This is a genomic window from Prevotellamassilia timonensis (assembly GCF_021531665.1).
Lineage (GTDB): Bacteria > Bacteroidota > Bacteroidia > Bacteroidales > Bacteroidaceae > Alloprevotella.
This window is the reverse complement of sequence record NZ_JADYUH010000002.1, coordinates 87,602-112,761: the sequence shown is the minus strand read 5'-3', so window position 1 is coordinate 112,761 and position 25,160 is coordinate 87,602. Positions and strand designations below refer to the sequence as shown.

Sequence of the window (25,160 nt, the reverse complement as noted above, 5' to 3'; positions counted from 1 at the left end):
ATCAGCCACAAAGAGGAAATCACGCCAGATTTTTAGCCAAGAACTCCTCCATGGCGCGATAGAAGTCAAAACGATTTTCCTGGTTGGCGAAACCGTGCCCTTCGTTTTCCTTGACCATATACTCCACCTCCACTCCTCGTTTTCTCAAAGCCTCCACCATTTGGTCACTTTCCGCTTTCGCCACGCGTGGGTCGTTCGCTCCTTGCGCGATGAAAAGCGGAACTTTGATTTGGTCGGCATGAAGTGCCGGTGAGGTGGCAGCAAGTTGCTCCTTGTCCTTCTCGGGATCGCCGATTTGTTCGTGCATCATCTCCAAAAGCGGACGCCAGTAAGGCGGAATGGTCTGAAGGAAAGTGAAGAGGTTGGACACACCCACGTAATCCACCCCGCAACAGTAAAGGTCCGGCGTCAGCGTCAGCCCGGCTAGTACGGCATAGCCACCATAACTTCCACCGTAGATGGCGATTCGTTTGGCGTCGGCAATTCCCTTTTCAATCAAGAAGTTCACTCCGTCTGTGATGTCGTCCTGCATGGCAAGCCCCCACTGCTTGTAGGAAGCCTCCAGGAAGCGGCGCCCATAGCCGGTCGAGCCACGGAAGTTCATTTGAAAGACAGCGTAGCCTCGGTTGCAGAGGAATTGAACCTCCGAAGAAAAGCCCCAAGTGTCTCGCGCCCAAGGTCCGCCGTGGGGATTCACAACGACCGGAAGAGCGCGGGCAGTCTCCGGCGTCAAGTGGTGGGGCAGGGAAAGATATGCCTCAATTTTCAGTCCGTCGCGAGTGGTGTAGGAAACGGGGAACATTTCGTTCATGTCCTCCTCGAGAATCCATGGCGCAAGGTCAGCAATGTGCGTCAATTCGTCAGTATCAGCGCGATAGTAGTAGTAGGCTCCGCGTGTTCTGTCACTGCCGGCATAAATGAGATAAGTTTTTTCCTCTTTGTCCGTGTCAGCGATGCCGTAGCGTCGGTCAGGGAAATGATTTTTGATTTTCTCGCGGAAGGCTCGCTCCTCTTCGTCAAAGAAGTGTCGGACAGGCTCTTTGTGTCCCGTGCAATAGACGCCGAGGAGTTTTTTCCTTTTTCGAGAATAGGAGATGCTTGCCACGTCATAGTTTTCATCTTCATAGAGCAACTCCAGTTCTTCGCAGTTTGCCGGATTCATTCGAACGAGTGCCATTTTGTCTCGATGGAGGTTCGTCGCGGCAAAGACTTCCTTGTCGTCGGGAGTGAATTCCATGAAACTGACGACCTCTTTGAAGTTCGTGGTCAAGACCTCGCGGAACGCTTCTTCCTCGCTGTCGCGATAGAGGATTTGCGTATTCACTCCATCAACGATGGCGGTGGCGACGCGCAAGCGTCCCTGATGGTCAGTCATCCAACCTTGAATGTTTCCCGGGTTTTCCGCCAGCATCGTCAATTCTCCGGTCTCCGTGTTCAAGCGATAGGGGTCAAAAACCTCCGGGTTGCGGCGATTCAGGCCGATGAGAACAAAACCGGGTTGCTCTTCGAGGTCATCAATCAAGACGGTGCGAACTCCCTCAAAATCAGTGTAGGAACGGAGGTCTGTTCCGTCGGGACGGATTCCGAAGAGACGAAAGTTTTCATCTCCTCCGACGTCTTTCATGAAAAGGATGCGGTCGTTTTCTGCCCACATGTAGCCACTGACGCTACGTTCCGTTTCGCTGGTGAGACGCACTGAGGCGTCGTCCTTTTCTCCGACTCGCCTGACGAAAACGTTCATTCGGTTTTCGTAGGGAGCCATGTAGGAAATCAAAGTGCCGTCGGGCGAAAGTTGGTAGGCGGTTCTTTCCGAGTTACGAAAGAAATCTTCTAATTCTATTTTCTTCATTTCTTGATAAGCGTTTATAAGAAGTTAGGCTTCAGCCTTCTGTGTATTTCTCTTTGTGCGTTTGTCTTTTTCCAGCCAATGTTTTCTCTCCGCTTCACTCATGCGTTCGATTGCATAGCGCAGCGAGGTGCGATTCATCCTTGCGGAATGTTTTTCCAAGAACTCTCGGAGCACGGGCAGAGATTTCTTTCCGACTTCCCGAAGCATCCAGCCGACGGCTTTGTGCATCAGGTCGTGCGGATGTTCCAGAAGAGTTTCTGCCAGTCTCAGCGTGTCGTTGAATTCGCCTTCACGAATGATTTTCCAAGTTGAGACGATGGCGATGCGTTGTTCCCAAAGATTTTCGCTCCCAGCCAGTTTGTCGAGCACGCTTCTCTCCGGACGCAGCCCGCCCGGCGCAGGTGTCAGAAGCCACTGTCCCAGGATTTTAGGGGCTGACAGGTCCACCAAATCCCAGTTGTTGGCGGCGCGAGTGTGTGCAAGATAGAAACGGACGATTTTTTCACGTCGTCGTGCTGTTTCTTCGGCGTCTCTTTTCGGCGAGGGCAGTGCGGCTTTCATTTCTTCGACCAAAAGGAGCAAGCCACAGAGTCGTGCTTCGTGCCAAGCCGAGTCAAGCAACTTCTCAATTTCCTCAAACGACACTTTGAGGCGTGCTTCGCGAACGACAAGACGCACCTGCGGCACGCGAAGTCCGAGAAACTCGTCGCCTTCGCCGTAGTCGCCGACGCCGGTCTTGAAGAAGCGCATCAAAACGCGTCGCTGCCGCTCGTCGCTCAGCGATTCCAAAGTCTCCAGAATGTCGCACGCAGTGAAAGAAAAATCGGATTTACTCATATATTATTAAGGAAAAACGCCTTAGAAGCAAAACAGTTTAATACTTACGAACTGCAAATATACTGCAAGTTAAGCGTATCGGAGAAAATTTCGTACTTTTGCGGAATCAAAATTAGGAAACTATGCTTTTAAAGATTTACAAGAGAGTCAAAAGGTTTTCCAGATTAGTGGACGAGTTCGCTAAGCGGGAGGCTGAATTAGAACAAGGAATAAAAAGGGAGGAGCCGCAGGCGCAGCCCCAAGAAGTGTATGAAGATGAAAAAGACTACATCAGAGTGGCGCTGAGAAAACTCAGTTGCACGTGGGAGGAGAAAGAAGAGGAAGACGGCTTCGTCATCTTCGTCATTCATTTCCAGAACCTTCTCTTCATGATTCACTATTGCAAAGAGCATCGCATCCTGCGCTTCACTCTCCCCCACTTCTATAAAGTGGAGGCGGAATATATTGACATTCTCCGCACAAGTTGCAACGAGAGCAACATTATGTACTCCACGCTGACCGTCACCTACTCTTTCTCGGAAGACGAGACGACTCTCCGAGTGTCGCTCGGCGCCAATCTGCTCTTCGATGTGCTCAACGAGAGTTTTGACATGACCCTCGACCAACTCTTCTGCATGGTCTTCGCACAGAAGCAGCGCTTCATCATTGAGTTTGAACGCTACAAACAATACATCCAAGGCAAGGAAGTTCTTGATTTGGAGTATCAATACCACACCGACAGACGCATCAGCGTGGTGTTGGCAGAGCAGGAACTTTTTCACTGCCAAAAAGAGTTGAAACTCAAGCGTGAGGAATACGGATGTACTCCCATCACGCTGAAAGAATGGATGCGCCAACTTGAACTCTTGCGAGGCGCGAAACTCCTGAGACTCACACGCATTGACGAGAACAACGAACTGAGCGTCGTGGCTGAGAAGGACAAGCCCATTCGAAACTACCCGTTCCTTGAAAACATGCGCGAAGCAGAAGAGGGAAAGCGAGTGAGCCTCATCTTGGAATATGTTCCTCCCTTCCTCAAAGACAAAGACCCCATCACCAAGCGCGAGATGTTCATCAATTTGCGCTGTGAGAAAAAAACGGTAGAGGCGAACTACGTGAGAGTGACCTATTCGCTCGAAGAGGACACGCCGGACCACACCGACAGCATTTCAGCACTTGAAGAAAAAGAAATGATTGTTGGTCAGAGCATGCTCATGTGTCTGGAAACCAGAAACAGCGCCTGTGCAAGGGCTGAGTTCAAGTATATGTACGGAGAAGCCTGTGACAAAGTCCAAGCCAACCGAATCAACGAATTGACGGACTCGGAAAAAGTTCTCATTGAGATTGAAAACCCCGACGAGGCATACCACATGTACTGGGGCTTGCGCTTCATCCGCGAAGAGAGATATTTTGACGCCATCCGCCAACTCGAGTTGCTCTGGAACCTCATCAACCAAGAATTGCAGCGCGACAGAGAAAACAACGCGTTCAGAACCTATGAAAAGACCGCCTACTACCTCGGACTCTGCTACCAGAAACTGAGAATCTACAAAAAGGCATACTACTATCTGTCAGTCAATGCCACCTCCTCAAACTACACCTATGTGCGCGCCTTCGTGGACTGTTTGGTGCAGGCAAAAGACTATCGAGCCAACAGGTTCGTGCAGCACTACATAAAACAAATGCAGGAAGCCATCCAAAAAGCCGAATGGAACGACATCGAAGTGCCGGAGAGTTCCACGGAATTTCTCAATCACCTGAGAAAACTGGACGTCAGACTTGAGATTGACTTTGGAGACATCCTCACCGCTGAAAGCACGCTCAAAGAGATGTTGCAGGAAGAAGACATGGCTGATTTTGCAAAACAAGAACTTGAATTCTTGAAAACGCTCCGCCTGGACACAAAAACCGAAAGCCCGAAAACGAACAAGAAGGGCTCAAAATCAAACTAATCGCCTCCGCGCGCTCTTTCCAAACAAACACACTTTTATCCTCAAACCTCATGCCACTCATCGCTCCCTCCCTTCTCTCCGCCGACTTCGGCAATCTGCAACGCGACCTCAACATGATGAACGAAAGCGACTGCGACTGGTTTCATCTGGACGTCATGGACGGCGTCTTCGTTCCCAACATCTCTTTCGGCTTTCCCGTCATGCAGGCAATGGCTCAGCACGCCCGCAAACCGCTGGACGTGCATCTGATGATTGTGCAGCCGGAGAAATTCATTGCAGAAGTCAAGGCGCTCGGCGCGAAAGTCATGAATGTCCACTATGAAGCCTGCACCCATCTCCACCGTGTCATCCAACAAATCAAGGCAGAAGGAATGATGGCGGGCGTGACGCTGAATCCCCACACACCGGTTTCCTCTCTGGAGGAAATCATTGGTGATTTGGACCTGGTGATGCTGATGTCCGTGAATCCGGGCTTCGGAGGACAGAAATTCATTGAAAGCAGCGTGGACAAGACTCGCCGACTTCGCGAACTGATTGACCGAAAAAACGCCACCGCTCTGATTGAAATCGATGGAGGCGTGAACCGCGAGACTGCCCCCCGACTCGTCGAAGCAGGGGCTGACGTGCTCGTCGCCGGCTCTGCCGTCTTCAAAGCCGCAGACCCGGTGGAAGAAGTGAGAATTTTGAAACAGGTCGGCGCAGTGAAGTGACAGTTTTTCAAAGTCTTAGTCCACTCCAACAAAACAACTCTTGACATCATCCCGCCGTCTCCGACGGCACACAGAAAAAAGCCCAAGCGGCAGCATCGCCCCACCCTCTCCCATGAAAGACCTACTCAACCATCGTGAACTTTTTCAACTCATGCAGATTCTGCGCGAGAGTCAACGCATCGTGGTCACCGCTCATCGCGGACCGGACGGTGATGCCGTCGGGTCATCGCTCGCGTGGGCTGCCTATTTGAAAGGACTTGGCAAAAAAGTGGATGTCATTCTGCCCACGCCCTTCCCCGATTTTCTGCGTTGGATGCCGGGGGCACACATCATTCGTTTCCATCTGAACCACGAAGCCGAAGCCGCAGCCACGCTGAAGGAGGCAAACCTCATCTGCTGTCTGGATTTCAACACCCTTTCCCGCCTTCAAGAAATGGAAGGTGCCATGAAGCAAACCAAGGCTCGGAGAATCATCATCGACCATCACCCCGACCCGGACCAAGACGGCGTGGAAATGGTTGTCTCATTTCCCAAAATGTCTTCAACCTGTGAGATTGTCTTCCGACTCATCCACCAACTCGGAGGATTCGAAGGAATGACCGCGGCAGCCGCCACCTGCCTCTACACAGGCATGATGACCGACACGGGCGGCTTCACCTACAATTCTGCCGACCCGGAAATCTATGAGATAATAGCCCTCCTCCTGACCAAGGGAATTGACAAAGACAAAATCTATCGCAACGTCTTCCACGTCTTCTCCACCGACCGAATCCGTCTGACCGGATACGTGCTCTATGAAAAATTGCAGTTCTTCGCCAAAAACAAAGCAGCCGTCTTCACACTGACGCGCGAAGAAATGAAACGCTTCCACTTCATCCGTGGTGACGCGGAAGGATTGGTGAACATGCCGCTGCAGGTGAAAGGCATGAAACTCAGCATTTCCCTGCGGGAAGACACGGAACGTGACGTGGTGAGGGTGTCGCTCCGCTCGGTCGATGATTTCCCCTGCAACCGCATGGCGGAAGAGTTCTTCAACGGCGGAGGTCACCTCAACGCTTCGGGCGGCGAACTGCCCTTCCCGCTCGAGGAAGCGGAAAAGACGGCACAACGCGCCATTGAAGCCTATCAGCACCTCCTCTGAGCGCAAACCTTTCGCTGCAAACGTCTGCCACCCTCCGCAGAACCCCAATGAAGACAGCGAAACCGCGGGGAGTGCTTCCCACAGCAAGGAAAAGAGGCAGCGAAACGGAACTTTTCCACACCCAACGCCCCTTTTTCGGTTTTAACAGTTCTTGCTTTTGGCGACGAAATGCATTATATTTGTATAGAGATATGGGAGAAGCCTCGGCTTCTCCCTTTTTTCGTCACTTTCCCTTTAAAAACGGGCTTCTGGGAGCGCTCCCAGTTAAAATTTGCCTTCTTCTAATTTTAATTTGCCTTCTTCTAATTTTAATTAGGTGCGCTCCTAAGTAAAACTATGCGCCGAGTAGGCAAAATTGGGAGCCGGAAAATGTTCCCGAAGGTTAAAGATGTTAATGTCTAATCGCCGAAAAATGGCTCAAAAGCGCTGTTTTTTCCATAGCGCGGAGGAGGCGGCGAAAACGGAGAACCGATTGGTGAACGCTTGCTCGGCACAGGTTTCATTCCGAGGGCTTCCTGAATTTGTGAAACAAGGAACGTTCACCATTCTCAAAACACGCTCTGAAATCTGACAGCCCCGCATGTCCGGCAATCCGCTAAGTAATATGAAAATAATAAGTTGCGTCAGATTTGAATTAGATTTTCGAGGTCAGATTTTCACCCGAAGAAGGAGCATAGCCGTAGCTATGTGACTGATGAGGGAGGAAATATGGACCGAAAAGGTTTTCAAAGATGATGCAGGTTATTTTTTGAGGATTACTTAAACTGCCCCCTCATCCCCGCCCACTGAGCGGTAGCGCTCGGAAACCTCCACGAGCACAGAGAAAGCCGCGTCCAAAGCCCCCAAAGACACAGAAAAAGGAGCATTTCTCAGAAAAGCACGACGAGGAATAAGCCACATGAACAGAAATTCTTAACTTTGCGGGAGAGATGCGGCAACGCCACACAACGTTTCCACATCCCTGTCGTCTCCGCGCTCCGCAGCGACGCCTCCGAGCCAAGAAGCGTGTTCTCCGCGCCACACAGCGACGCCTCCGAGCCCCGCAGCAACCTTTCCGCGCTCCGCAACAAATTTTCCGCGCACAATAATCTCTCGATCTCAAATCGCAATCGAAAATACCCCCTAAATCTCATCCGCCATGATTAACGAAAATGACAAAGCCTTGCTCGCCGCAAAGGGCATAACAGAAGAGAAACTTCACCAACAACTTGAATGTTTCCAAAAAGGCTTCCCCTTCCTCCGACTCCACGCAGCCGCAGGAATCGGAAAAGGCATCCTCCAACCCTCGGAAACTGACGCCGAAGCCTATCTCAAAGCCTGGGACGCCTACACCGACGACGCCTCCCACCGCATCGTGAAGTTCGTCCCCGCATCGGGCGCAGCAAGCCGCATGTTCAAAAACATGTTCGCCTTTGCCGATGCCGACTATGACGCGCCGCAAACGGACTTTGAAAAGACTTTCTTCGAGAAAATCCACAGCGCCGCGTTCTTCCAAGACCTCAACGATGCCTGCCTCCGACTTCACGGAAAAGACATCGACGCTCTGCTCGCAGAAGGAGCATACAAACCCATCGTGAAAGCCATGCTCGGCAGCGAGGGACTCAACTACGGCGCACTGCCGAAAGGACTCCTCAAATTCCACAACTATCCCGAAGGAGCGCGCACACCGGTGGAGGAACACCTCGTGGAAGGCGCGCTCTACGCACGACAAAAAGATGGCTCCGTGCACATCCACTTTACGGTCTCACCGGAACACCGCGCACTCTTCGAGAAACTCGTTGCGGAGGTGGCACCAGCCTATGAAAAACATTTCGGCGTGACCTACGACGTCTCCTTCTCCGAACAAAAACCGTCCACAGACACCGTGGCTGCCAACCCCGACAACACGCCCTTCCGAAAAGAAGATGGCTCGCTCCTCTTCCGACCCGGCGGACACGGCGCACTGATTGAAAACCTCAACGACATCAAAGCGGACGTCGTCTTTGTGAAGAACATCGACAATGTCGTGCCCGACAAACTCAAAGAGGACACGGTGAAAAACAAACGACTGCTCGCGGGAGTCTTGGTCAGCGTCCAAAAGAAAGTCTTTGCCTATCTCAAAAAACTGGACAGCGGACGCTACACGATGGACGAACTCCGCGAAATGTTGCAATTCGTTCAGAAAGAACTCTGCACAAAGAACCCGGAAACCAAAATGCTTGAGGACACGGAACTCGCCATCTATCTGGAACAGAAACTGAACCGACCCATCCGTGTCTGTGGCATGGTGCGCAACGTCGGAGAGCCCGGCGGAGGACCTTTCTTGGCATACAATCCCGACGGAACATACTCTCCGCAGATTCTCGAGAGTTCGCAAATTGACATGAACGACGCTGAGAAAAAAGCCATGTTTGAACAAGGAACTCACTTCAATCCCGTCGATTTGGTTTGCGCCATCAAGGACTTCCGCGGAAAAGATTTCGAACTTCCCGCCTTTGTGGACCCGCAAACAGGCTTCATCTCACACAAAAGCAAAGACGGAAAAGAACTCAAGGCACTTGAACTGCCCGGACTCTGGAACGGAGCGATGAGCAACTGGAACACCGTCTTCGTCGAAGTGCCCCTCTCCACTTTCAACCCGGTCAAGACGGTCAACGACCTCTACCGCCCACAACATCAGTGAAAACAGCCGGGGGTGTCCGCTCAAATAAAGAGACGGACACTCCCGCTTCACAAAAAGGAACGCTCACCCCAAAAAAGCACGAAAGAAACGCTCCGCAATCATACTTCACCACACAACCCCAAACCCGAACAGACTCACATGCCCGTCAATCTCTTCACACTTTTCATGGCGTTCTTGAAAGCAGGCGGCTTGACCATCGGCAATGGCTACGCCATCGTTGAACCGCTCCGCCACGCGCTGGTTTCGGAAAACAAGTGGCTGACAGAGGAGAACTTCTCAGCCGACCTCGCCATCGTGCAGGCAATGCCGGGCATCTTCTCCCTCAACCTCGCCATCTGTCTCGGAAAACGAATCTACGGACGACGCGGAATGGCAGCAGCACTGACCGGCACGCTCCTGCCCGCGTTTGTCATCCTCATCGTCCTCGCCACCTGCTTCGAATCCGTCCGCCACTTCCCCGCCGTGGAGACCTTTCTCAAAGGAGCACGTCCCGCCATCGTCGCAGCAGTACTTCTCCCTTGTCTGAAAATGTGGCGACACTCGGGCATCGTGCTGAGCACAGTCTGGATTCCCGTGGGAGCAGCACTCGCCATCGTGTTGCTGGGCGTCTCTCCAACCTACATCATCATCGCACTGACCGCACTCGGACTGCTCTACGGCTTTCTCGTGCGCGCTGACTCCTGACACTCTTTCACTCCGAACTCATGTTGATTTATCTTTTCCTTCTCCTCAGTTTCACGCAAGTGACCCTCTTCGGTCTGGGAGGCGACCCCGCCGCACAGGCTCTGCTGGAACACGAAACGCTGACCCTCCACAAATGGCTGACGCCCGACCAGTTGACCGACCTCATGACCATGTCGCGCTGCCTGCCCGGAGGCTCCATCTTCAACACTGCCGTCCTGACAGGCTACACTGCCACGGTCGGTGCCTTTGGAAACTGGGGCGGCGTCGCAGGCTCACTGGTCAGTTCTCTGGGACTGATCTGGCCCGCTGTGCTATGGGCAGAATGTGCCGAACGACTGAGAAAAAACGAAAAGATACAACTACACATCGACTGCATCCTCGTGCTGCTCCGTCCACTCGTCCCCGGACTCATCGCAGCGGCAGCCCTCTTGCTGATGAACACCGAAAACTTTGGCTCACCCACAGAATCGCCCTGGCAACTCGGCGTCAGCATCTTCCTCTTCCTTGCCGCACTCATCGGCATGGGCATCTACAAAATCCACGCCGGCGTCATGATTCTCCTCTGCGGCATCGCCGGATGGATTCTCTTCTGAAACCTTTCTCCCAAAGTTTCTTCCAAAAACATTCTTTTTTTTACAGAACACTCATAAAACCTCGCTCATGAGTTTCAACCTTCCAAAAACCGACAAAAAACGCGTCGTCATCGTGGGCGGCGGCTTCGGAGGACTCAAACTTGCCAATAAACTCAAGAACAGTCAGTTCCAAGTCGTGCTCATCGACCGAAACAACTATCACCAGTTCCCACCTCTCATCTATCAAATCGCCTCGGCAGGCATTGAACCGAGTTCAATCTCTTTCCCCTTCCGAAAGATTTTCCAACGCAGGAAAAACTTCTTCTATCGCATGGCAGAGGTGCGCTCCATCTTCCCGGAACACAAAATCATCCAAACGTCCATCGGTAAGGTGCGCTATGACTATCTCGTCCTCGCAGCAGGCGCCACAACCAACTTCTTCGGCAACGCAAACGTCGAAGAAGAAGCCATGCCAATGAAAAACGTCAGCGAAGCCATGGGACTCCGCAACGCACTGCTCGACAACTTTGAAAGAGCACTGACCTGTGCAACTGAAACGGAACGACAAGAACTTCTGAACATCGTCATCGTCGGCGGCGGTGCAACGGGAGTAGAGATTGCGGGAGCACTCTCGGAAATGAAAAACTTCGTCCTGCCTAAGGACTATCCCGACCTGCCCAACTCACTGATGCACATCTATCTCATCGAAGCCGGACCGCGCCTCCTGCCCGCCATGAGTCAAGAATCGTCAGAAAAAGTGGAGCAGTATCTCCGAACCATGGGCGTCAACGTCTTACTGAACAAAATGGTGACGGACTACAAAGACCACCGCGTCTTGCTCAAAGACGGAAGCAGCCTCGCCACACGAACCTTCATCTGGGTCAGCGGCGTGAAAGCACAACCGGTCGGAAACCTTGACCCCTCACACCTCGGACGCGGCGCGAGAATCGTGGTCGATGCCTTCAACCGAGTGCCCGGACTCGAAGGAGTCTTCAGCATCGGAGACCAATGCATCATGCCCGACGGAGACGACAACTGGAAAGGAGGACACCCGCAGTTGGCACAAGTCGCCATCCAACAAGGAAAACTCCTCGCCAAAAACCTCAAACGACTCGAGGAAGGAAAGGAAATGAAGCCCTTCCGCTACGTGAACCTCGGAACAATGGCTACCGTCGGACGCAACCGAGCCGTGGCGGAATTCAGCAAAATGAAATTCGGAGGCTTCATCGCCTGGCTGCTCTGGCTCGTCGTGCACCTCCGTTCCATTCTCGGCGTGAGAAACAAAATCATCGTTTTGTTCAACTGGCTCTGGAACTACATGTCCTACTCGCAATCTTTGCGCATGATTATCTACGCCAAAAAGGCGAAGGAGGTGAAAGAACGCGAGAAACGACTCGCCTCCACACACTGGGGAACTGACCTGCTGAGCGAAGGCTCCGAAGACCTCAGAGACAGAACCAAAGAAAACAAAACGGACGAAAAAAAGCCACAATGAACTGAGAAACGCTCCATTGGCTTCTGCACAAAGTGCGCCACCAACCTCTAAGTAATATGAAAATAATAAGTTGCGTCAGATTTGAATTAGATTTTCGAGGTCAGATTTTCACCCGAAGAAGGAGCATAGCCGTAGCTATGTGACTGATGAGGGAGGAAATATGAACCGAAAAGATTTTCAAAGATGATGCAGGTTATTTTTTGAGGATTACTAAAACTCAAAAGCAGGAACTGCAAGCCGACCCTTTCGACTTGCAGTTCCTGCTTTTGAATTTGCCATTTTCCGTCTGCGCCACGGACGAAGTTTTAGGAAGAACGTGCCGGGGCATCGGAGGGAAGGGCTGAGTTTTCGGAAGAAACCGTCTCGCCTTCCGCCAACTCACTACGAGCCTGCTGCTCCAACAGCGCGACTAAACTCTCTCCCTCATATCTTTCAAAACAAACAATTGCCGTTTTCGAGGTCTTGAAACCGACCTTATCCACTTCCTTCAAATCAGTCACCTCGCCACTCTCGACGAGACGCCGCAACTCCGCGACACGGTGGCGGGAAATGTACTCGTGTATGTCGTTGTAGCCCTGCGAACGGAGACTTTGCAAAACTACGTGGCGGTTGAAACCCACAAGACGACAGAGTCGTTCGCGATTGAACATCGTGTCAATGAATGGCTTTTCGTGAAGCATGATGTACTCCAACATATTGAAACGCTTAAGGTTCGCTTCGTTGAAGTCGTTGATTTCAGACTGCGTGATTTCTTCCGGAGTCGGCATTTTCTCCACTTCGCGAATGGCGGGATAAGCCATTCCCTCCACGGACGGGCGAAGAATGCGGAAGAAAAGAAAGAGATTCACAAGCGTGAAAAGAAGAACATAGACGTTGAGCAGAACGAGACTGAACCTCACGGCGATGAAAACAAAAAAGATGCTGACCGCGCCCAACGCAGAACCGTAAGCAATCAAATCAGACGGAAGTTGCATGCGACGAACCAGACGGTGAGGCAGGCGGAAGATGTTGAGAATGTAGTAGCCGGAAAGCAACAGCGCCACGATGCGCAAAAGGATGTCGCCGGAAAGAAAATACTGAATGAAATCATCAAACTCATAGACGCCGGCAAGGTTGCTGCCGACCGCCGCGCCCATGCCATAGATAAAAATAACGCACAAAGCGGGAATCGCATATCCCCACATTCTTCCCCATTGCAAATAACCCGGCATGCACAGACCAAGAGGATAAACGCTCAGAAGAAAAGAACAAATCATCAAATAAATCAGCATCACAGGGTGCAGAATCCCGAGAGGAGGCACCACGCCGCCGCAAGCAAAAAAGGAAAGCCCGCCACAGTAGAGCAAGCAAATGAGCAACATAATCCACGCTTGAGACAAAAACTGCACACTGCGACGAGAAAAGAAAAAGAGCACAAGACTCATCATCAGATGGGTCGCCGCTGCAAATTCTATATTGACCAAAGTGAGGGTGTTCATGGAAAATATCAACGAATGAAAGAAAAGCGCGCTACAAAAAAACGCGCAAAACGAAAGAAGTTTTGAAAACTCGCCACAAAAATACGATTTTATTTTCACGAGTCACACACAGGACGGCATGGACTTCTCTGGCCGACTTCCCAAATTTCACCAAAATTTAGCGCTTTTGGATGAAAAATCAATGAAAACGCGGCACAATGTGCAGAAGCCGTGTTGGTCATCTCTACTGATTTATTTATTTTTGCAGTCACTTACGTAAGACTATTTTCCTCTCATGTCAAAAGAACAGGTTTTTAGAATTGACATTGACAGCATTTTAAACACCAAGGCGGGAAAAAAGGCTCGCTACGTGCCCCGTTTTGTCAGAAACTGGCTGAAGCGCATCGCCCACCAGGATGAAATCAACGAGCATTTGGCTGCAACGAGCGACATTAAGGGCGTGCCTTGGTTGGATGCCACCGTGAAATATTTGGACATGCAAATTGAGGTGCACGGACTCGAGAACCTTCCCGACGACAGCGACGGCAGCCGATTCACCTTCGTCAGCAACCACCCACTCGGCGGTCCTGACGGCATCGCCCTCGGCCACATCTTGGGAAATCACTACGACGGTCGCATTCGCTATCTTGTCAACGACCTCCTGATGAATCTCCCCGGGCTCGCACCGCTCTGCATCCCTATCAACAAAACGGGAAAACAAAGTCGCGACCTCCCACGGCTGGTCGAAGCAGTCTTCCAAAGCGACAACCACGTCATCATGTTTCCCGCCGGACTCTGCTCACGAAAGATTCAAGGAGTGATTCAAGACTTGCCGTGGAACAAAACGTTCATCCAAAAGAGCATTGAAACACAAAGAACCGTCGTCCCCATCTTCTTCAGCGGACAAAACTCTGAACGCTTCTATCGCATCGCCTCCTGGTGCAAACGACTCGGACTGAAAGTCAATCTCGCCATGCTCTTCCTCTCCGACGAAATGTTCTTGAACAAACACAAAAAGTTTGACGTCTATATCGGACAGCCCATTCCTCACACCGTCTTCGACGCCACAAGACGCCCCGCAGACTGGGCAGACTTCGTCAGAAGCAAGGTCTATGAACTGCCTCCGAAAAACCAAAACTGAACAGGCTGAAGAAACGCTTTCGTCTCCCCCTTCCATTTCAACACCATGACACCAATCATACCTCCCGTAGAGAAAAATTTGCTCAAAGCAGAACTCACTCCGGAACGCCGACTCCGAGGAACCAACAAAGCCGGAAATGAAATCTACATCGTCACCTTCCAACAAGCACCGAACGTGATGAGAGAAATCGGGCGTCTCCGAGAAATTGCCTTCCGCGCCGCCGGAGGAGGAACGGGAAAAGAACTGGACTGGGACGAATTTGACACGTGCGAACATCCCTACTACCAACTCATCGTTTGGGACCCGGAAGAGGAGATGATTTTAGGAGGATACCGATTCCTCCCCGGTCACGAGATTCAATTTGATGACAACGGGCAGCCGAAATTGGCGACCTCACACATGTTCCACTTCTCCGAAAAATTCATCCAAGACTATCTCCCCCAAACCGTGGAACTGGGGCGCTCCTTCGTCACCTTGGAATATCAGAGCACGCGTTCCATGAGCAAAGGACTCTTTGCCCTCGACAATCTCTGGGACGGACTCGGTGCGCTCACGGTGCTCATGCCGGACTTGAAATATTTCTTCGGCAAAATGACCATGTATCCCTCTTTCAACCCAAAAGCCAGGGACATGATTCTCTTCTTCCTGAACAAACACTTCCCGGACAACGAAAAACTTGTCACGCCCGACACACCCATTCAAACAGGCACGGACAAAGCGGAACTGGAAGCGCTCTTCACCGAAGAAAACTTCAAAGCAGACTATCGAATCCTCAACACCGAGGTGCGAAAACTGGGCTTCAACATTCCGCCCTTGGTCAATGCCTACATGGGACTCAGCCCCACGATGCGAGTCTTCGGAACCGCCGTCAACCACGAGTTCGGTGAGGTCGAAGAAACAGGAATCCTCATCGCCACAGACGAAATCCTCGAAGAAAAAAGGATGAGACACATCGACACCTTCGCCCACGAACACCCCGAAAGCATGAACCTCTTCCAAGAAATCTTCAAGAAGGAATAAGAAATCCTCAAGAAGAAAACACAGAAGGCTCAAACAGCGAACAAAAACGAAAAACCAGAACAAAAAGCCCGCCCGACGAACGGCTGAAAATCCAAAAAAAACAAACAGATTTGGTTTATCGCCTATTTTACAGTAACTTCGCACCCTCTTACGTAAGACTATGAGACAACTCAAGATAAACAAAAGCATCACAAACCGCTCCAGTGCCGCCCTTGATAAATATCTCGTGGAAATCGGCAGGGAGGAACTCATCTCCACCGATGAGGAAGTGGAACTCGCTCAGCGCATTCACAAAGGCGACCAAGAAGCCCTCGACCGCCTCACCCGCGCCAACCTCCGCTTTGTCGTCAGCGTTGCCAAGCAGTATCAAAACCAAGGACTTGCCCTCAACGACCTCATTGACGAAGGCAACCTCGGCCTCATCAAAGCCGCACAAAAATTTGACGAAACACGCGGCTTCAAATTCATCTCCTACGCCGTTTGGTGGATACGCCAGAGCATCCTGCAGGCAATCTCCGAACAGAGTCGCATCGTGCGCATGCCGCTCAACCAAGTCGGATTCCAAAGCAAACTGACCAAAGCCATCGTCAACTTTGAGCAAGAGTATGAACGCCGACCCTCCGTTGGAGAACTCGCTGAGATTCTGGACACGGACATCGCCAAAGTGCAAGAAGCACTGGGCACCAACGGAAAGAAGGTGAGCGTCGATGCACCGTTCCAAGACGACGACTCCAACTGCCTCATTGACATCATGACGGACGACAACGCGCCGGGAACGGACAACCAAATGGAGAAAGAGTCGCTCGCCTCTGATCTGGATGCAGCGCTCAGCACACTCTCCGAACGTGAACGCCAGGTGCTCAAAATGCTCTTCGGAATCGGACGAAACGAAATGACCGCCGAAGAAGTCGCCGGAATGCTCAACCTCACCAGAGAGCGCGTCAGACAAATCAAAGAAAGAGCGCTCCGAAGACTCCGCGAAGCCGACAACATCAACATCCTGATGAAATATCTCGGCTGAAAACTCGCACCTTCACAAACAAAACGGGAAAGCAAACAAACTGCACGCTCCAAGTGACAGTCGCCGGCTTATCCCTCAGAACTGAAAGAAAAAACATTTGAAATGACGTGTGACCATAGATTTGAAAAAACATCTTGGTCACACGTCATCGCTTTATTTGAAACAACCACATAAACCTCTCAACTCATGGAAAAAATAATCGGTCTCATCGACGCACCTTTCACACCCTTTGACGAAAACGGAGAAATCAACCTCGCCCCGATTCCACGCTACGCGGACATGCTTCAACGCAACGGGCTCAAAGGCGTCTTCATCAACGGCTCTTCCGGCGAAGGCTACATGCTCACCGAAGAAGAAAGAATGAAACTTGCCGAAGCCTGGGTCGCCGCAGCACCCAAAGACTTCAAAGTCATCGTCCACGTCGGAAGCACCTGCATCAAAAGTAGCCGCCGACTCGCAGCCCACGCACAAGAAATCGGAGCCTGGGGAACAGGAGCCATGGCTACACCCTTCCCGCGCATCGGAAGAATCGAAGAACTCGTCGCCTACTGCGAAGAAATCGCAGGCGGAGCACCGAACCTTCCCTTCTATTTCTACCACATCCCTGCCTTCAACAACGCCTACCTCTCCATGCTCGACCTGCTCAAAGCGGTCGATGGCAGAATCCCGAACTTCGCCGGCATCAAATATACCTTTGAAAGCCTTTACGAATACAACCGCTGCCTGCGCTACAAAGACGGAAAGTATGACATGCTTCACGGACAAGACGAGACGATTCTGCCCTGTCTTGCCATGGGCGGAGCAAAAGGCGGCATCGGCGGAACAACCAACTACAACGGGAAAGTGCTCACCGGCATCATCGATGCCTGGAACGCCGGAGACCTTGACAAAGCGCGTGAACTGCAAAACTTTGCGCAGGATGTGATTGACGTCATCTGCCACTTCCGCGGCAACATCGTCGGCGGAAAACGCATCATGAAACTCATCGGGCTGGACCTCGGAAAGAACCGCGTGCCGTTCCAAAACATGACCGACGAAGAGGAAGCACAAATGAAGAAAGAACTGGAAGCCATCTCCTTCTTTGAACGTTGCAACGAAATCTGAACAGACTTCCGCCTCTCTTCACACACTCCTTCCGCGAAAGCATGAAAGAAGGAAACTCCTCCCGATCCTTATTCCGTGATTTATAGAACACCCTCTAATACCATGAACCACACTCCGAAGCGCCTCTCCGGCACACCGAAGTCGCTCCGACTCATCCTTTCTCTCTTCTTCCTGACCCTGCTCTCGGGAAAAGTCGCTTTCTCTCAGGAACTTGCGAGTGCACACCCGAACGCTTTCAACACGCTCAGACTGAGCAAACTGCCTGCCCTCCCGGTGGGCGGTGCACAAGGCGTCTCCGCGCCATTTGCGGGTGCAGTCGGCAGCGAAGCCTGGGTGGCAGGCGGTTGCAACTTCCCCGGCGTGCCCGCTGCTGAGGGAGGAGCGAAGGTGTTCTATCGCGACATCTTCTCGCTGAATCCCCATGACGCGAAAGCGGGATGGAAGAAAATTGGTGAACTACCTGCCGCCGTGGCTTACGGTGCCGGCGTCAGCGTGCCCGAAGGTCTCGTCTGCATCGGCGGCACCGACGGAACGCACGCGCTTCGCCACGTCTTTCTCCTCAAGAAAGGTGCCGACGGCACGGTGATTACAGAGACATTGCCCTCCCTCCCCGTGGGACTGGACAATCTCTGCGCTGCCTACGGCGACGGGAAAATCTATGTCGCAGGCGGCAAGGACGAAAACGGCAACCCTTCCTCCGCCGCCTTCTGTCTCCCCTACCCCGGCGGCAAGTCTTGGGAGCGGCTGCCTGACCTCCCCGGTCGCGGACGCCTGCAACCCGTGGCTGCCGTCCAGAGTGACGGACGCACCCACTGCTTCTACGTCTTCGGCGGCTTTGCTCCCGCCACAGAGAAAGAGAAAGGGATGGTTCACACCACAGGGCTGGCATATAACCCTTTGAAAAAGATCTGGGAACGCACCCTCTTGCAGCAAGCCCACGGCAGCCAAGAGCCCTTCGCGCTGGTCGGCGCGACGGCACTCACCTCCGGCTGCGCCCACATTGTCTGCCTCGGCGGGGTGAACCGCGAGATTTTCGAACGCGCCATCAACCGCCCCTTCCTGCTCGACTCCCTCCGCGCCATCTCAGCCCCCTCAGAAGAAACGCTTGCCCTCATCCGCACGCTGGAAAAAGAAGGGGAAGACTATCTGAAACAACCTTCCGAGGCTTACCGCTTCTCCCAAAATCTTCTTTTCTTCCACACCGTCACCTCCACCTGGCTTTCCGTCGGTCCCTTCCCCGCCTTGGCAAAAGCAGGTGCGGGCTTGGTGAACGTCGGCGGACTTTGGATGATGATTGACGGCGAGAGCAAACCGGGCGTGCGAAGTGCCGACGTCTCCGCCTTGAAGGTTGATTTCAAGCCCTCCTTCGGACTATGGAACTGGTTGGTTTTGGTGGGTTACCTCCTCTTAATGATAGCATTAGGCTATTACTTCATGAAGCGCGAATCGGGTGCCGACGACTTCTTCAAAGGCGGCGGGCGCATCCCCTGGTGGGCTGCAGGCATCAGCATCTATGCCACCATGCTGAGTGCCATCACCTACATGGCTTATCCCGCCAAGGCATACGCAACGGACTGGACCTACTATCCGATGCTCGTAACCATTCTCCTCGTGTCCTTCCCCGTCATTCGCTACTATCTTCCCTTTTTCCGTCGCCTCAATGTCACCAGTGCCTACGAATATCTGGAGCGACGCTTCAACGCCACCTCCCGACTGATGGCATCTGCGCTTTTCATCGTCTTCATGGTTGCCCGCATGGCACTCGTGCTCTATCTTCCCTCGCTCGCTCTCACGGCTGTGACGGGCATCGACCTTTACGTCTGCATCGTTCTGATGGCTCTCGTGACGATTGTCTATTGCACGATGGGCGGCGTTGAAGCGGTGGTTTGGGGCGACGTCATCCAAGGCTTCATCCTTGTCGGCGGTGCAATTTTCGCCGTGGCTTGGCTGGTGTTCGGCACGGAAGGTGGTGTCAGCGGCTTCTTGACCATCGGCAGCGAGGCAGACAAGTTCCGACTCTTTGACTGGAGCATGGACTTCCGCTCGGCGACCTGGTGGGTCATCATCCTGGGAGGACTGGCGAACAACCTCATCTCCTACACCTCCGATCAAACTGTGATTCAACGCTATCTGACGACAAAGGACGAACGCAGCGCACGCCAGAGCATTCTGATGAACGGTGTGATGAGCGTCGGCGTCTCCATCGTCTTCTTCGCCATCGGCGCAGGACTCTACACGTTCTTCAAAACGCACCCCGCAGAGTTGGATTTGACGATGTCGAAGGCGGACACGATTTTCCCCTTCTTCATGATGTCACAACTGCCGCAGGGACTCGCGGGACTCCTCATCGCCGCCATCTTTGCTGCCACGATGAGCACGATTTCTTCCAACATCAACTCTGTCGCCACGGCTTTCAGCGTGGATTTCTACCGTCGCTTCCGTCCACAGACCGACAGCCACGCGATGGTTCGGGTGGCTCGCACGGCGTGCATCGTCTCCGGCATCATCGGCATGGGCGTAGCGTTGCTCATGGCGACCTGGGACATTCTCTCGCTGCTCGACTTCTTCCAAGAAATCTTGGGACTGCTCTCCAGCGGCTTGGGCGGACTCTTCCTCATGGGCATCTTCTTCCCGCGCATCGGCGGACGTGCCGCACTCATCGGCTTCCTCACGGGCGTCGTCGCCGTCTTCCTCTTGAAAAACTTCACGCCGACGAGTTTCCTGCTCTACGGCTTCATCGGCATGACCGTCTCCGTCGCCACGGGCTGGTTGCTCTCTTTCATCTTCCGTGAACAAAAAGACCTCACGGGGCTGACGTGGAAGACACTTTCAAAATGAACAAAACACCACAACTAAGAACCTCTTTCCTATATTTTTCACTATGACAGATTTTTCAAAACTCGCTTTGCAGTATAAATCAGAACTGCTCGACAAAGTCGTGCCTTTCTGGCTCGAAAAGTCACAAGACAAAGAATTTGGCGGATATTTCACCTGCCTGAACCGCGACGGCTCGGTCTTCGACACCGACAAATTCATCTGGCTCCAAGGACGCGAAGTCTGGATGTTTGCCACATTATATAATAAGGTGGAAAAACGCCCCGAATGGCTGGAATGCGCCATCCAAGGAGCGGAATTCCTCAAAAAACACGGTCATGACGGCAACCTGAACTGGTACTTCTCACTCGACCGTGAGGGGAATCCGCTGGTGGAGCCCTACAACATTTTCTCCTACACCTTCGCCGTCATCGCCTTCGGTCAACTGAGCATCGCCACGGGCAATCAGGAGTATGCCGACATTGCCAAGAAGACCTTTGACATCGTGCTTTCCAAAGTGGACAACCCGAAGGGGAAATGGAACAAGGCGGCAGCGGGCGCACGCTCCTTGAAGTCTTTTGCCCTACCCATGATTCTCTGCAACGTGGCACTGGAAATCGAACCGCTGCTCTCTCCCGACTTCCTTGAAAAGACGATTGAGACTTGCATCCACGAGGTCATGGACGTGTTCTACCGCCCCGAACTCGGCCTCATCGTCGAACATCTCGGCACGGACGGCGAACTCGTGGACTGCTTCGAAGGAAGACAACTGAATCCGGGGCATGCCATCGAAGCCATGTGGTTCATCATGGACCTCGGCAAACGCCTGGGGCGTCAGGACCTCATCGAACGCGCCGTCGATATTGCACTGAAAGAAGTGAACTACGGGTGGGACAAGACCTACGGTGGCATTTTCTACTTCATGGACCGCCTCGGGCATCCCTGCCAGCAACTCGAATGGGACCAGAAACTCTGGTGGGTGCACATCGAAACACTCATCACGATGATCAAGGGCTATCAACTCACCGGCAACCGCGAATGCCTCGCATGGTTTGAGAAGGTGCACGACTACGTTTGGTCGCATTTCACCGACGCCGACTACCCCGAATGGTACGGCTACTTGAACCGTCAGGGCGAAGTATTGCTTCCGCTCAAGGGTGGTAAATGGAAGGGCTGCTTCCACGTGCCCCGCGGACTCTTCCAGTGCTGGAAGGTGCTGGAGGAATTGGCTGCAAAGTGATTCAAGCATCACACATAGCTACAATGCTTCAGATGGTTCACATCTTAAATGCCATAAAGGGGTGTTCTATAAATTACGGGATAAGGAACGTTCAAACCTAATTTTTAGAACACCCCTAAGGTATGGAAAACAATATAGTAATTGAAGTTTCGCAAGTGTTCACTTGAACGCGCTTGCGCTTATTCTCTGATTCAACTTGCGAAACTTGAATACTTGAACTCCGAATTTGTGCAGTCAATGCCTGCACAAATTGAGACGACATCAATTACATCAAGCACAGGGAAAAATATAAGAGGCTGTTTCAAATCATAAATTTTGACACACCTCCCTCATTGTATTGGGGTTTGTAGCAAAACTTGTGCCAAAATGCCCTCAAAAAGGAGCACAGGAAAAAATGTGAAATAGGCTTCGCGCGCGAGGCGCGCGTTTTCGCCTTTCAAACCTATACGTTTTTCAAGGGTACATGCATTTCCTTCAAATCCTACGCAGTTCGAGTTTAAAGTTTGATTATCAGAGTTGTTAAGTGTGTAGGGTTTGGTGTGCAAATCCTACACAAAACCCTTCACTGTGTAGGGTTTCGCGGTGGTGTGTGTAGGGTTGTGGTGAAGCAAAAAATATAAATGTAGAGTTGGGCGGAAATATGCAGAAACGCGGTTTTCATCCTACATTTTTGCTCTTCGAGAGACCCTGTGTCGCTGAGAAAAAATCTTGACTACTCGACACGCAGTTTTACTTAGGTGCGCTCCTAGTTTTTCCTGGGTGCGCTCCTAGTTTTACTTAGGTGCGCTCCTAGTTTTTCTTAGGTGCGCTCCCAGTTTTTCCTTAGGTGCGCTCCTAGTTTTTCTTAGGTGCGCTCCCAGAAAAAATGTTTCTCCATTAATGCCCATTAATTGTCTCATTAATTGTACCATTAATTCTGTTCAATTCGTGTTCAATTCGTGAACAATTCGTGTTCCAAAACAAATTAATGGCTTTTAATGAATCAATTCATGAACATTAATGTTTCAAAAGGATGCGTGGTCAATTCATGAACATTAATGTTTCAGGGTTTCAAAAAGGGGGCGCTCCTGATGCGTGTTCCGGAGAAGACGCACAGAAGGGTTCACCCTGCTCGAGATACAAAATTTCGTCAAAACCGAACATTTTGCTAACTTTGCGGAAATTTTACTAACACAAACAAGAAGAAACATGGACTTATTCATCAAAAAGACTGCCGCCGAACTGCTGCATGAAGCCGAAAACGAAGGCGGGAAAGGACTGAAACGCGTGCTCGGCGCCTGGGGTCTCATCGCACTGGGCGTGGGAGTCATCATCGGCGCCGGCTTGTTTTCCGTCACCGGAATCGTAGCGGGCGAGCACACCGGACCGGCGATTGTCATCAGCTTCGCCATCGCCGCCGTGGCATGCGCGCTGGCTGGTCTTTGCTACGCAGAATTTGCCTCCATGCTCCCCATCTCCGGCTCTGCCTATACCTATTCCTACTTCACCATGGGCGAACTCGTGGCTTGGATCATCGGGTGGGACTTAGTCTTGGAATATGCCGTGGCAGCCGTCGCGGTGAGTGTTTCCTGGAGCCGCTACTTCTGCGTCATGATGGAGGGACTGGGCTATCCGCTTCCCACGGAACTGACAGCCTGCGCGGCGGACGGCGGCATCATCAACCTGCCCGCCATGCTCTTGGTCATCGTCCTGTCGCTCATCCTGATGCGAGGCACACGCGGAAGCTCCTTCTTCAACGACGTCATGGTCTTGCTGAAGATTCTGGTGGTCGTCTCCTTTATTGTGATTGGCTTTCAATATATTAGAACCGAAAACCTCACGCCCTTCATTCCCGAAAACACCGGTACTTTTGGCGACTACGGCTGGTCGGGCATTCTTCGCGGCGCAGCCATCGTCTTCTTTGCCTACATCGGCTTCGATGCAGTGAGCACGGCGGCGCAAGAAACGAAGAACCCGAAACGAAACATGCCCATCGGCATTCTCGGCTCTCTCTTGATTTGCACCGTGCTCTACATGCTCTTCGCCTTCGTCATGACAGGCGTCACGGACTATCATGCCTACATCGGCGCCGACAGCATTGCACCTGCCGCCACCGCCGTGGCAAACATGGGACCGGTCGGAGCGGACGGCATGGTCACACCGGCTTACCCCTGGCTCAACCGAGGCATCATCATCGCCATCCTCCTGGGCTATGCAAGCGTCGTACTGGTCATGCTGCTCGGACAAAGCCGTGTCTTTTTCAGCATGAGCCGAGACGGGCTCCTTCCACCGCTCTTCTCACATCTACATAAGAAATACCATACGCCCGCTCGCAGCAACCTGCTCTTCATGGTCATCATCAGCGTCATGAGTGCCACCGTGCCTCCCGGAATCGCAGGCGAAATGACAAGCATCGGCACACTCTTCGCTTTCGCACTGGTTTGCCTCGGCGTCATTGTCGTGCGACGCACACAACCCAACGCGCCGCGCAGTTTCAAAACGCCGCTTGTGCCCTACATCCCGGCAGCCGGCGTGGTCTGCTGCGTGGGCATGATGCTCTTCCTTCCTGCCGACACCTGGATTCGACTCGTCATGTGGATGCTGATAGGCATTGACATCTACTCCTTCTACGGCATTCGCCACAGCGTGGTGGGCGGCGGCAGCGTGCGACGCCACGGGCAGACCGTTTTGAGTGCGATTGGCGTCTTCATCGCCTTCCTCTGCGTGCTGACAGGACTTTGGCACCAACAAACCGTGGGCTGGGACGCTGACCGTACCATGCTCTTCATTGCCGTCATCTTTGGCGTCGGACACATCTTCTTCTATCTTGTGAGAGGCTTCTCTTCTTTTGAGAACCACCACAAGGAATAAACATCTCACAAAAGAACGACAAAAACGAAGAATAAACACATGATTCTCACCACACTTGCCTACGCTTCACGCATCGAAGCGCTACATCCGCTTTTCCCACAGTTGTTTGACTATCTTCGCCACCACGACCTGCGCGAAGTTGCCGCCGGACGCATCACACTGGACGGCGAGAAACTGTTCATCAACATTGACGAACCGCAACTCCGAAGCCGAGAGGAGCAAAAGTTGGAGGTGCACCGCCGATACATTGACGTGCACATTCCGCTCAGCGCACCGGAGACCGTGGGCTGGACGCCGCTGGAAGAACTCAAAACGAAAAGCGAACAACCCTTTGACGAAGAACACGACTTCGCACTCTATGCGGAACCTGCAAAAACCTACTTCACCGCACTGCCCGGCGACATCTACCTCATGCTCCCGGAGGACGCCCACGCTCCCATCATCGGCACAGGAAAAATGAAGAAGGCGATTTGCAAACTTCGGATAGACTAACAAGCTTCTACCTCCCCTTAATGCTTCTGCCCCTATAGGGCGACTCTTTTTTTATTCCTACACGTGCCCCGGGGTGTCGTTCGCTGCGCTCACTTGCCCCGGGCTATGCGCTCGTTGGACTTTCAGCCCGTTCGCGGAAA

The 25,160-nt window shown here is 52.4% G+C and carries 18 protein-coding genes; 15 read left to right on the top strand and 3 right to left on the bottom strand.

From position 1 onward, the window contains the following. Positions 1 to 19: 19 nt before the first annotated feature. Positions 20 to 1,849: an alpha/beta hydrolase family protein gene (locus tag I6E40_RS01115; RefSeq protein ID WP_235385007.1), complete on the bottom strand. Its 1,830-nt coding sequence runs from the start codon at positions 1,847 to 1,849 to the stop codon at positions 20 to 22. A gap of 24 nt (positions 1,850 to 1,873) precedes the next feature. Continuing rightward, positions 1,874 to 2,686: a DNA alkylation repair protein gene (locus I6E40_RS01110; protein ID WP_235385006.1), complete on the bottom strand. Its 813-nt coding sequence runs from the start codon at positions 2,684 to 2,686 to the stop codon at positions 1,874 to 1,876. Positions 2,687 to 2,808: 122 nt separating this feature from the next. Between I6E40_RS01110 and I6E40_RS01105 the strand changes: the two genes are divergently transcribed. The 7 genes from I6E40_RS01105 (at position 2,809) to I6E40_RS01075 (ending at position 11,881) form a co-directional block, all read left to right on the top strand. Then, positions 2,809 to 4,617: a hypothetical protein gene (locus I6E40_RS01105; protein ID WP_235385005.1), complete on the top strand. Its 1,809-nt coding sequence runs from the start codon at positions 2,809 to 2,811 to the stop codon at positions 4,615 to 4,617. Positions 4,618 to 4,667: 50 nt separating this feature from the next. Beyond that, positions 4,668 to 5,327, top strand: coding sequence for a ribulose-phosphate 3-epimerase (rpe, locus tag I6E40_RS01100; RefSeq protein ID WP_235385004.1), 660 nt, complete (start codon positions 4,668 to 4,670; stop codon positions 5,325 to 5,327). A gap of 112 nt (positions 5,328 to 5,439) precedes the next feature. Beyond that, positions 5,440 to 6,468 carry a DHH family phosphoesterase gene (locus tag I6E40_RS01095; protein ID WP_235385003.1) on the top strand — a complete coding sequence of 343 codons (1,029 nt, stop codon included), beginning with the start codon at positions 5,440 to 5,442 and terminating at the stop codon, positions 6,466 to 6,468. Positions 6,469 to 7,606: 1,138 nt separating this feature from the next. Beyond that, the gene (locus I6E40_RS01090) at positions 7,607 to 9,130 is read left to right on the top strand and encodes a DUF4301 family protein (protein ID WP_235385002.1); all 1,524 of its coding nucleotides are present in this window, start codon (positions 7,607 to 7,609) and stop codon (positions 9,128 to 9,130) included. A 138-nt stretch (positions 9,131 to 9,268) separates the two neighbouring features. Next, complete coding sequence (locus I6E40_RS01085; protein ID WP_235385001.1) at positions 9,269 to 9,814, top strand: chromate transporter; 546 nt, start codon at positions 9,269 to 9,271, stop codon at positions 9,812 to 9,814. A gap of 20 nt (positions 9,815 to 9,834) precedes the next feature. Beyond that, positions 9,835 to 10,407, top strand: coding sequence for a chromate transporter (locus I6E40_RS01080; RefSeq protein ID WP_235385000.1), 573 nt, complete (start codon positions 9,835 to 9,837; stop codon positions 10,405 to 10,407). Between the two features lie 67 nt (positions 10,408 to 10,474). Beyond that, on the top strand, positions 10,475 to 11,881 hold the full coding sequence (locus tag I6E40_RS01075; protein ID WP_235384999.1) for an NAD(P)/FAD-dependent oxidoreductase: 1,407 nt from the start codon (positions 10,475 to 10,477) through the stop codon (positions 11,879 to 11,881). A 305-nt stretch (positions 11,882 to 12,186) separates the two neighbouring features. Here the strand turns inward: I6E40_RS01075 and I6E40_RS01070 are convergent, their stop codons facing one another. Beyond that, the gene (locus tag I6E40_RS01070) at positions 12,187 to 13,359 is read right to left on the bottom strand and encodes a hypothetical protein (RefSeq protein ID WP_235384998.1); all 1,173 of its coding nucleotides are present in this window, start codon (positions 13,357 to 13,359) and stop codon (positions 12,187 to 12,189) included. A gap of 274 nt (positions 13,360 to 13,633) precedes the next feature. Between I6E40_RS01070 and I6E40_RS01065 the strand changes: the two genes are divergently transcribed. The 8 genes from I6E40_RS01065 to I6E40_RS01030 all read left to right on the top strand — a co-directional run bounded on the left by I6E40_RS01065 (position 13,634) and on the right by I6E40_RS01030 (position 25,020). Continuing rightward, positions 13,634 to 14,479 carry a 1-acyl-sn-glycerol-3-phosphate acyltransferase gene (locus I6E40_RS01065; RefSeq protein WP_235384997.1) on the top strand — a complete coding sequence of 282 codons (846 nt, stop codon included), beginning with the start codon at positions 13,634 to 13,636 and terminating at the stop codon, positions 14,477 to 14,479. A 45-nt stretch (positions 14,480 to 14,524) separates the two neighbouring features. Next, complete coding sequence (locus I6E40_RS01060) at positions 14,525 to 15,499, top strand: GNAT family N-acetyltransferase (RefSeq protein WP_235384996.1); 975 nt, start codon at positions 14,525 to 14,527, stop codon at positions 15,497 to 15,499. 160 nt (positions 15,500 to 15,659) lie between these two features. Further along, on the top strand, positions 15,660 to 16,520 hold the full coding sequence (locus I6E40_RS01055) for an RNA polymerase sigma factor RpoD/SigA (protein WP_235384995.1): 861 nt from the start codon (positions 15,660 to 15,662) through the stop codon (positions 16,518 to 16,520). A 186-nt stretch (positions 16,521 to 16,706) separates the two neighbouring features. Beyond that, complete coding sequence (locus I6E40_RS01050) at positions 16,707 to 17,624, top strand: dihydrodipicolinate synthase family protein (RefSeq protein ID WP_235384994.1); 918 nt, start codon at positions 16,707 to 16,709, stop codon at positions 17,622 to 17,624. Positions 17,625 to 17,726: 102 nt separating this feature from the next. Beyond that, positions 17,727 to 20,462 carry a cyclically-permuted mutarotase family protein gene (locus I6E40_RS01045; protein WP_235384993.1) on the top strand — a complete coding sequence of 912 codons (2,736 nt, stop codon included), beginning with the start codon at positions 17,727 to 17,729 and terminating at the stop codon, positions 20,460 to 20,462. A gap of 43 nt (positions 20,463 to 20,505) precedes the next feature. After that, entirely contained in the window at positions 20,506 to 21,678 is a 1,173-nt protein-coding gene (locus I6E40_RS01040; protein WP_235384992.1) for an AGE family epimerase/isomerase, read from the top strand. A gap of 1,188 nt (positions 21,679 to 22,866) precedes the next feature. Beyond that, a complete protein-coding gene (locus I6E40_RS01035) occupies positions 22,867 to 24,528 on the top strand; it encodes an amino acid permease (protein WP_235384991.1) in 1,662 nt (553 codons plus the stop codon). A gap of 39 nt (positions 24,529 to 24,567) precedes the next feature. Next, on the top strand, positions 24,568 to 25,020 hold the full coding sequence (locus I6E40_RS01030) for a YhcH/YjgK/YiaL family protein (protein ID WP_235384990.1): 453 nt from the start codon (positions 24,568 to 24,570) through the stop codon (positions 25,018 to 25,020). Positions 25,021 to 25,160: the final 140 nt, after the last annotated feature.

What these genes read in the sequence shown, in the direction of transcription:
- I6E40_RS01035 (WP_235384991.1), top strand. Translation starts at nt 22,867, where the DNA reads ATGGACTTATTCATCAAAAAGACTGCCGCCGAACTGCTGCATGAAGCC.
- I6E40_RS01090 (WP_235385002.1), top strand. Translation starts at nt 7,607, where the DNA reads ATGATTAACGAAAATGACAAAGCCTTGCTCGCCGCAAAGGGCATAACA.
- I6E40_RS01055 (WP_235384995.1), top strand. Translation starts at nt 15,660, where the DNA reads ATGAGACAACTCAAGATAAACAAAAGCATCACAAACCGCTCCAGTGCC.
- I6E40_RS01095 (WP_235385003.1), top strand. Translation starts at nt 5,440, where the DNA reads ATGAAAGACCTACTCAACCATCGTGAACTTTTTCAACTCATGCAGATT.
- I6E40_RS01065 (WP_235384997.1), top strand. Translation starts at nt 13,634, where the DNA reads ATGTCAAAAGAACAGGTTTTTAGAATTGACATTGACAGCATTTTAAAC.
- I6E40_RS01115 (WP_235385007.1), bottom strand. Translation starts at nt 1,849, where the DNA reads ATGAAGAAAATAGAATTAGAAGATTTCTTTCGTAACTCGGAAAGAACC.
- I6E40_RS01070 (WP_235384998.1), bottom strand. Translation starts at nt 13,359, where the DNA reads ATGAACACCCTCACTTTGGTCAATATAGAATTTGCAGCGGCGACCCAT.
- I6E40_RS01030 (WP_235384990.1), top strand. Translation starts at nt 24,568, where the DNA reads ATGATTCTCACCACACTTGCCTACGCTTCACGCATCGAAGCGCTACAT.
- I6E40_RS01080 (WP_235385000.1), top strand. Translation starts at nt 9,835, where the DNA reads ATGTTGATTTATCTTTTCCTTCTCCTCAGTTTCACGCAAGTGACCCTC.
- I6E40_RS01050 (WP_235384994.1), top strand. Translation starts at nt 16,707, where the DNA reads ATGGAAAAAATAATCGGTCTCATCGACGCACCTTTCACACCCTTTGAC.
- I6E40_RS01045 (WP_235384993.1), top strand. Translation starts at nt 17,727, where the DNA reads ATGAACCACACTCCGAAGCGCCTCTCCGGCACACCGAAGTCGCTCCGA.
- I6E40_RS01110 (WP_235385006.1), bottom strand. Translation starts at nt 2,686, where the DNA reads ATGAGTAAATCCGATTTTTCTTTCACTGCGTGCGACATTCTGGAGACT.
- I6E40_RS01060 (WP_235384996.1), top strand. Translation starts at nt 14,525, where the DNA reads ATGACACCAATCATACCTCCCGTAGAGAAAAATTTGCTCAAAGCAGAA.
- I6E40_RS01075 (WP_235384999.1), top strand. Translation starts at nt 10,475, where the DNA reads ATGAGTTTCAACCTTCCAAAAACCGACAAAAAACGCGTCGTCATCGTG.
- I6E40_RS01105 (WP_235385005.1), top strand. Translation starts at nt 2,809, where the DNA reads ATGCTTTTAAAGATTTACAAGAGAGTCAAAAGGTTTTCCAGATTAGTG.
- I6E40_RS01040 (WP_235384992.1), top strand. Translation starts at nt 20,506, where the DNA reads ATGACAGATTTTTCAAAACTCGCTTTGCAGTATAAATCAGAACTGCTC.
- I6E40_RS01085 (WP_235385001.1), top strand. Translation starts at nt 9,269, where the DNA reads ATGCCCGTCAATCTCTTCACACTTTTCATGGCGTTCTTGAAAGCAGGC.
- rpe (WP_235385004.1), top strand. Translation starts at nt 4,668, where the DNA reads ATGCCACTCATCGCTCCCTCCCTTCTCTCCGCCGACTTCGGCAATCTG.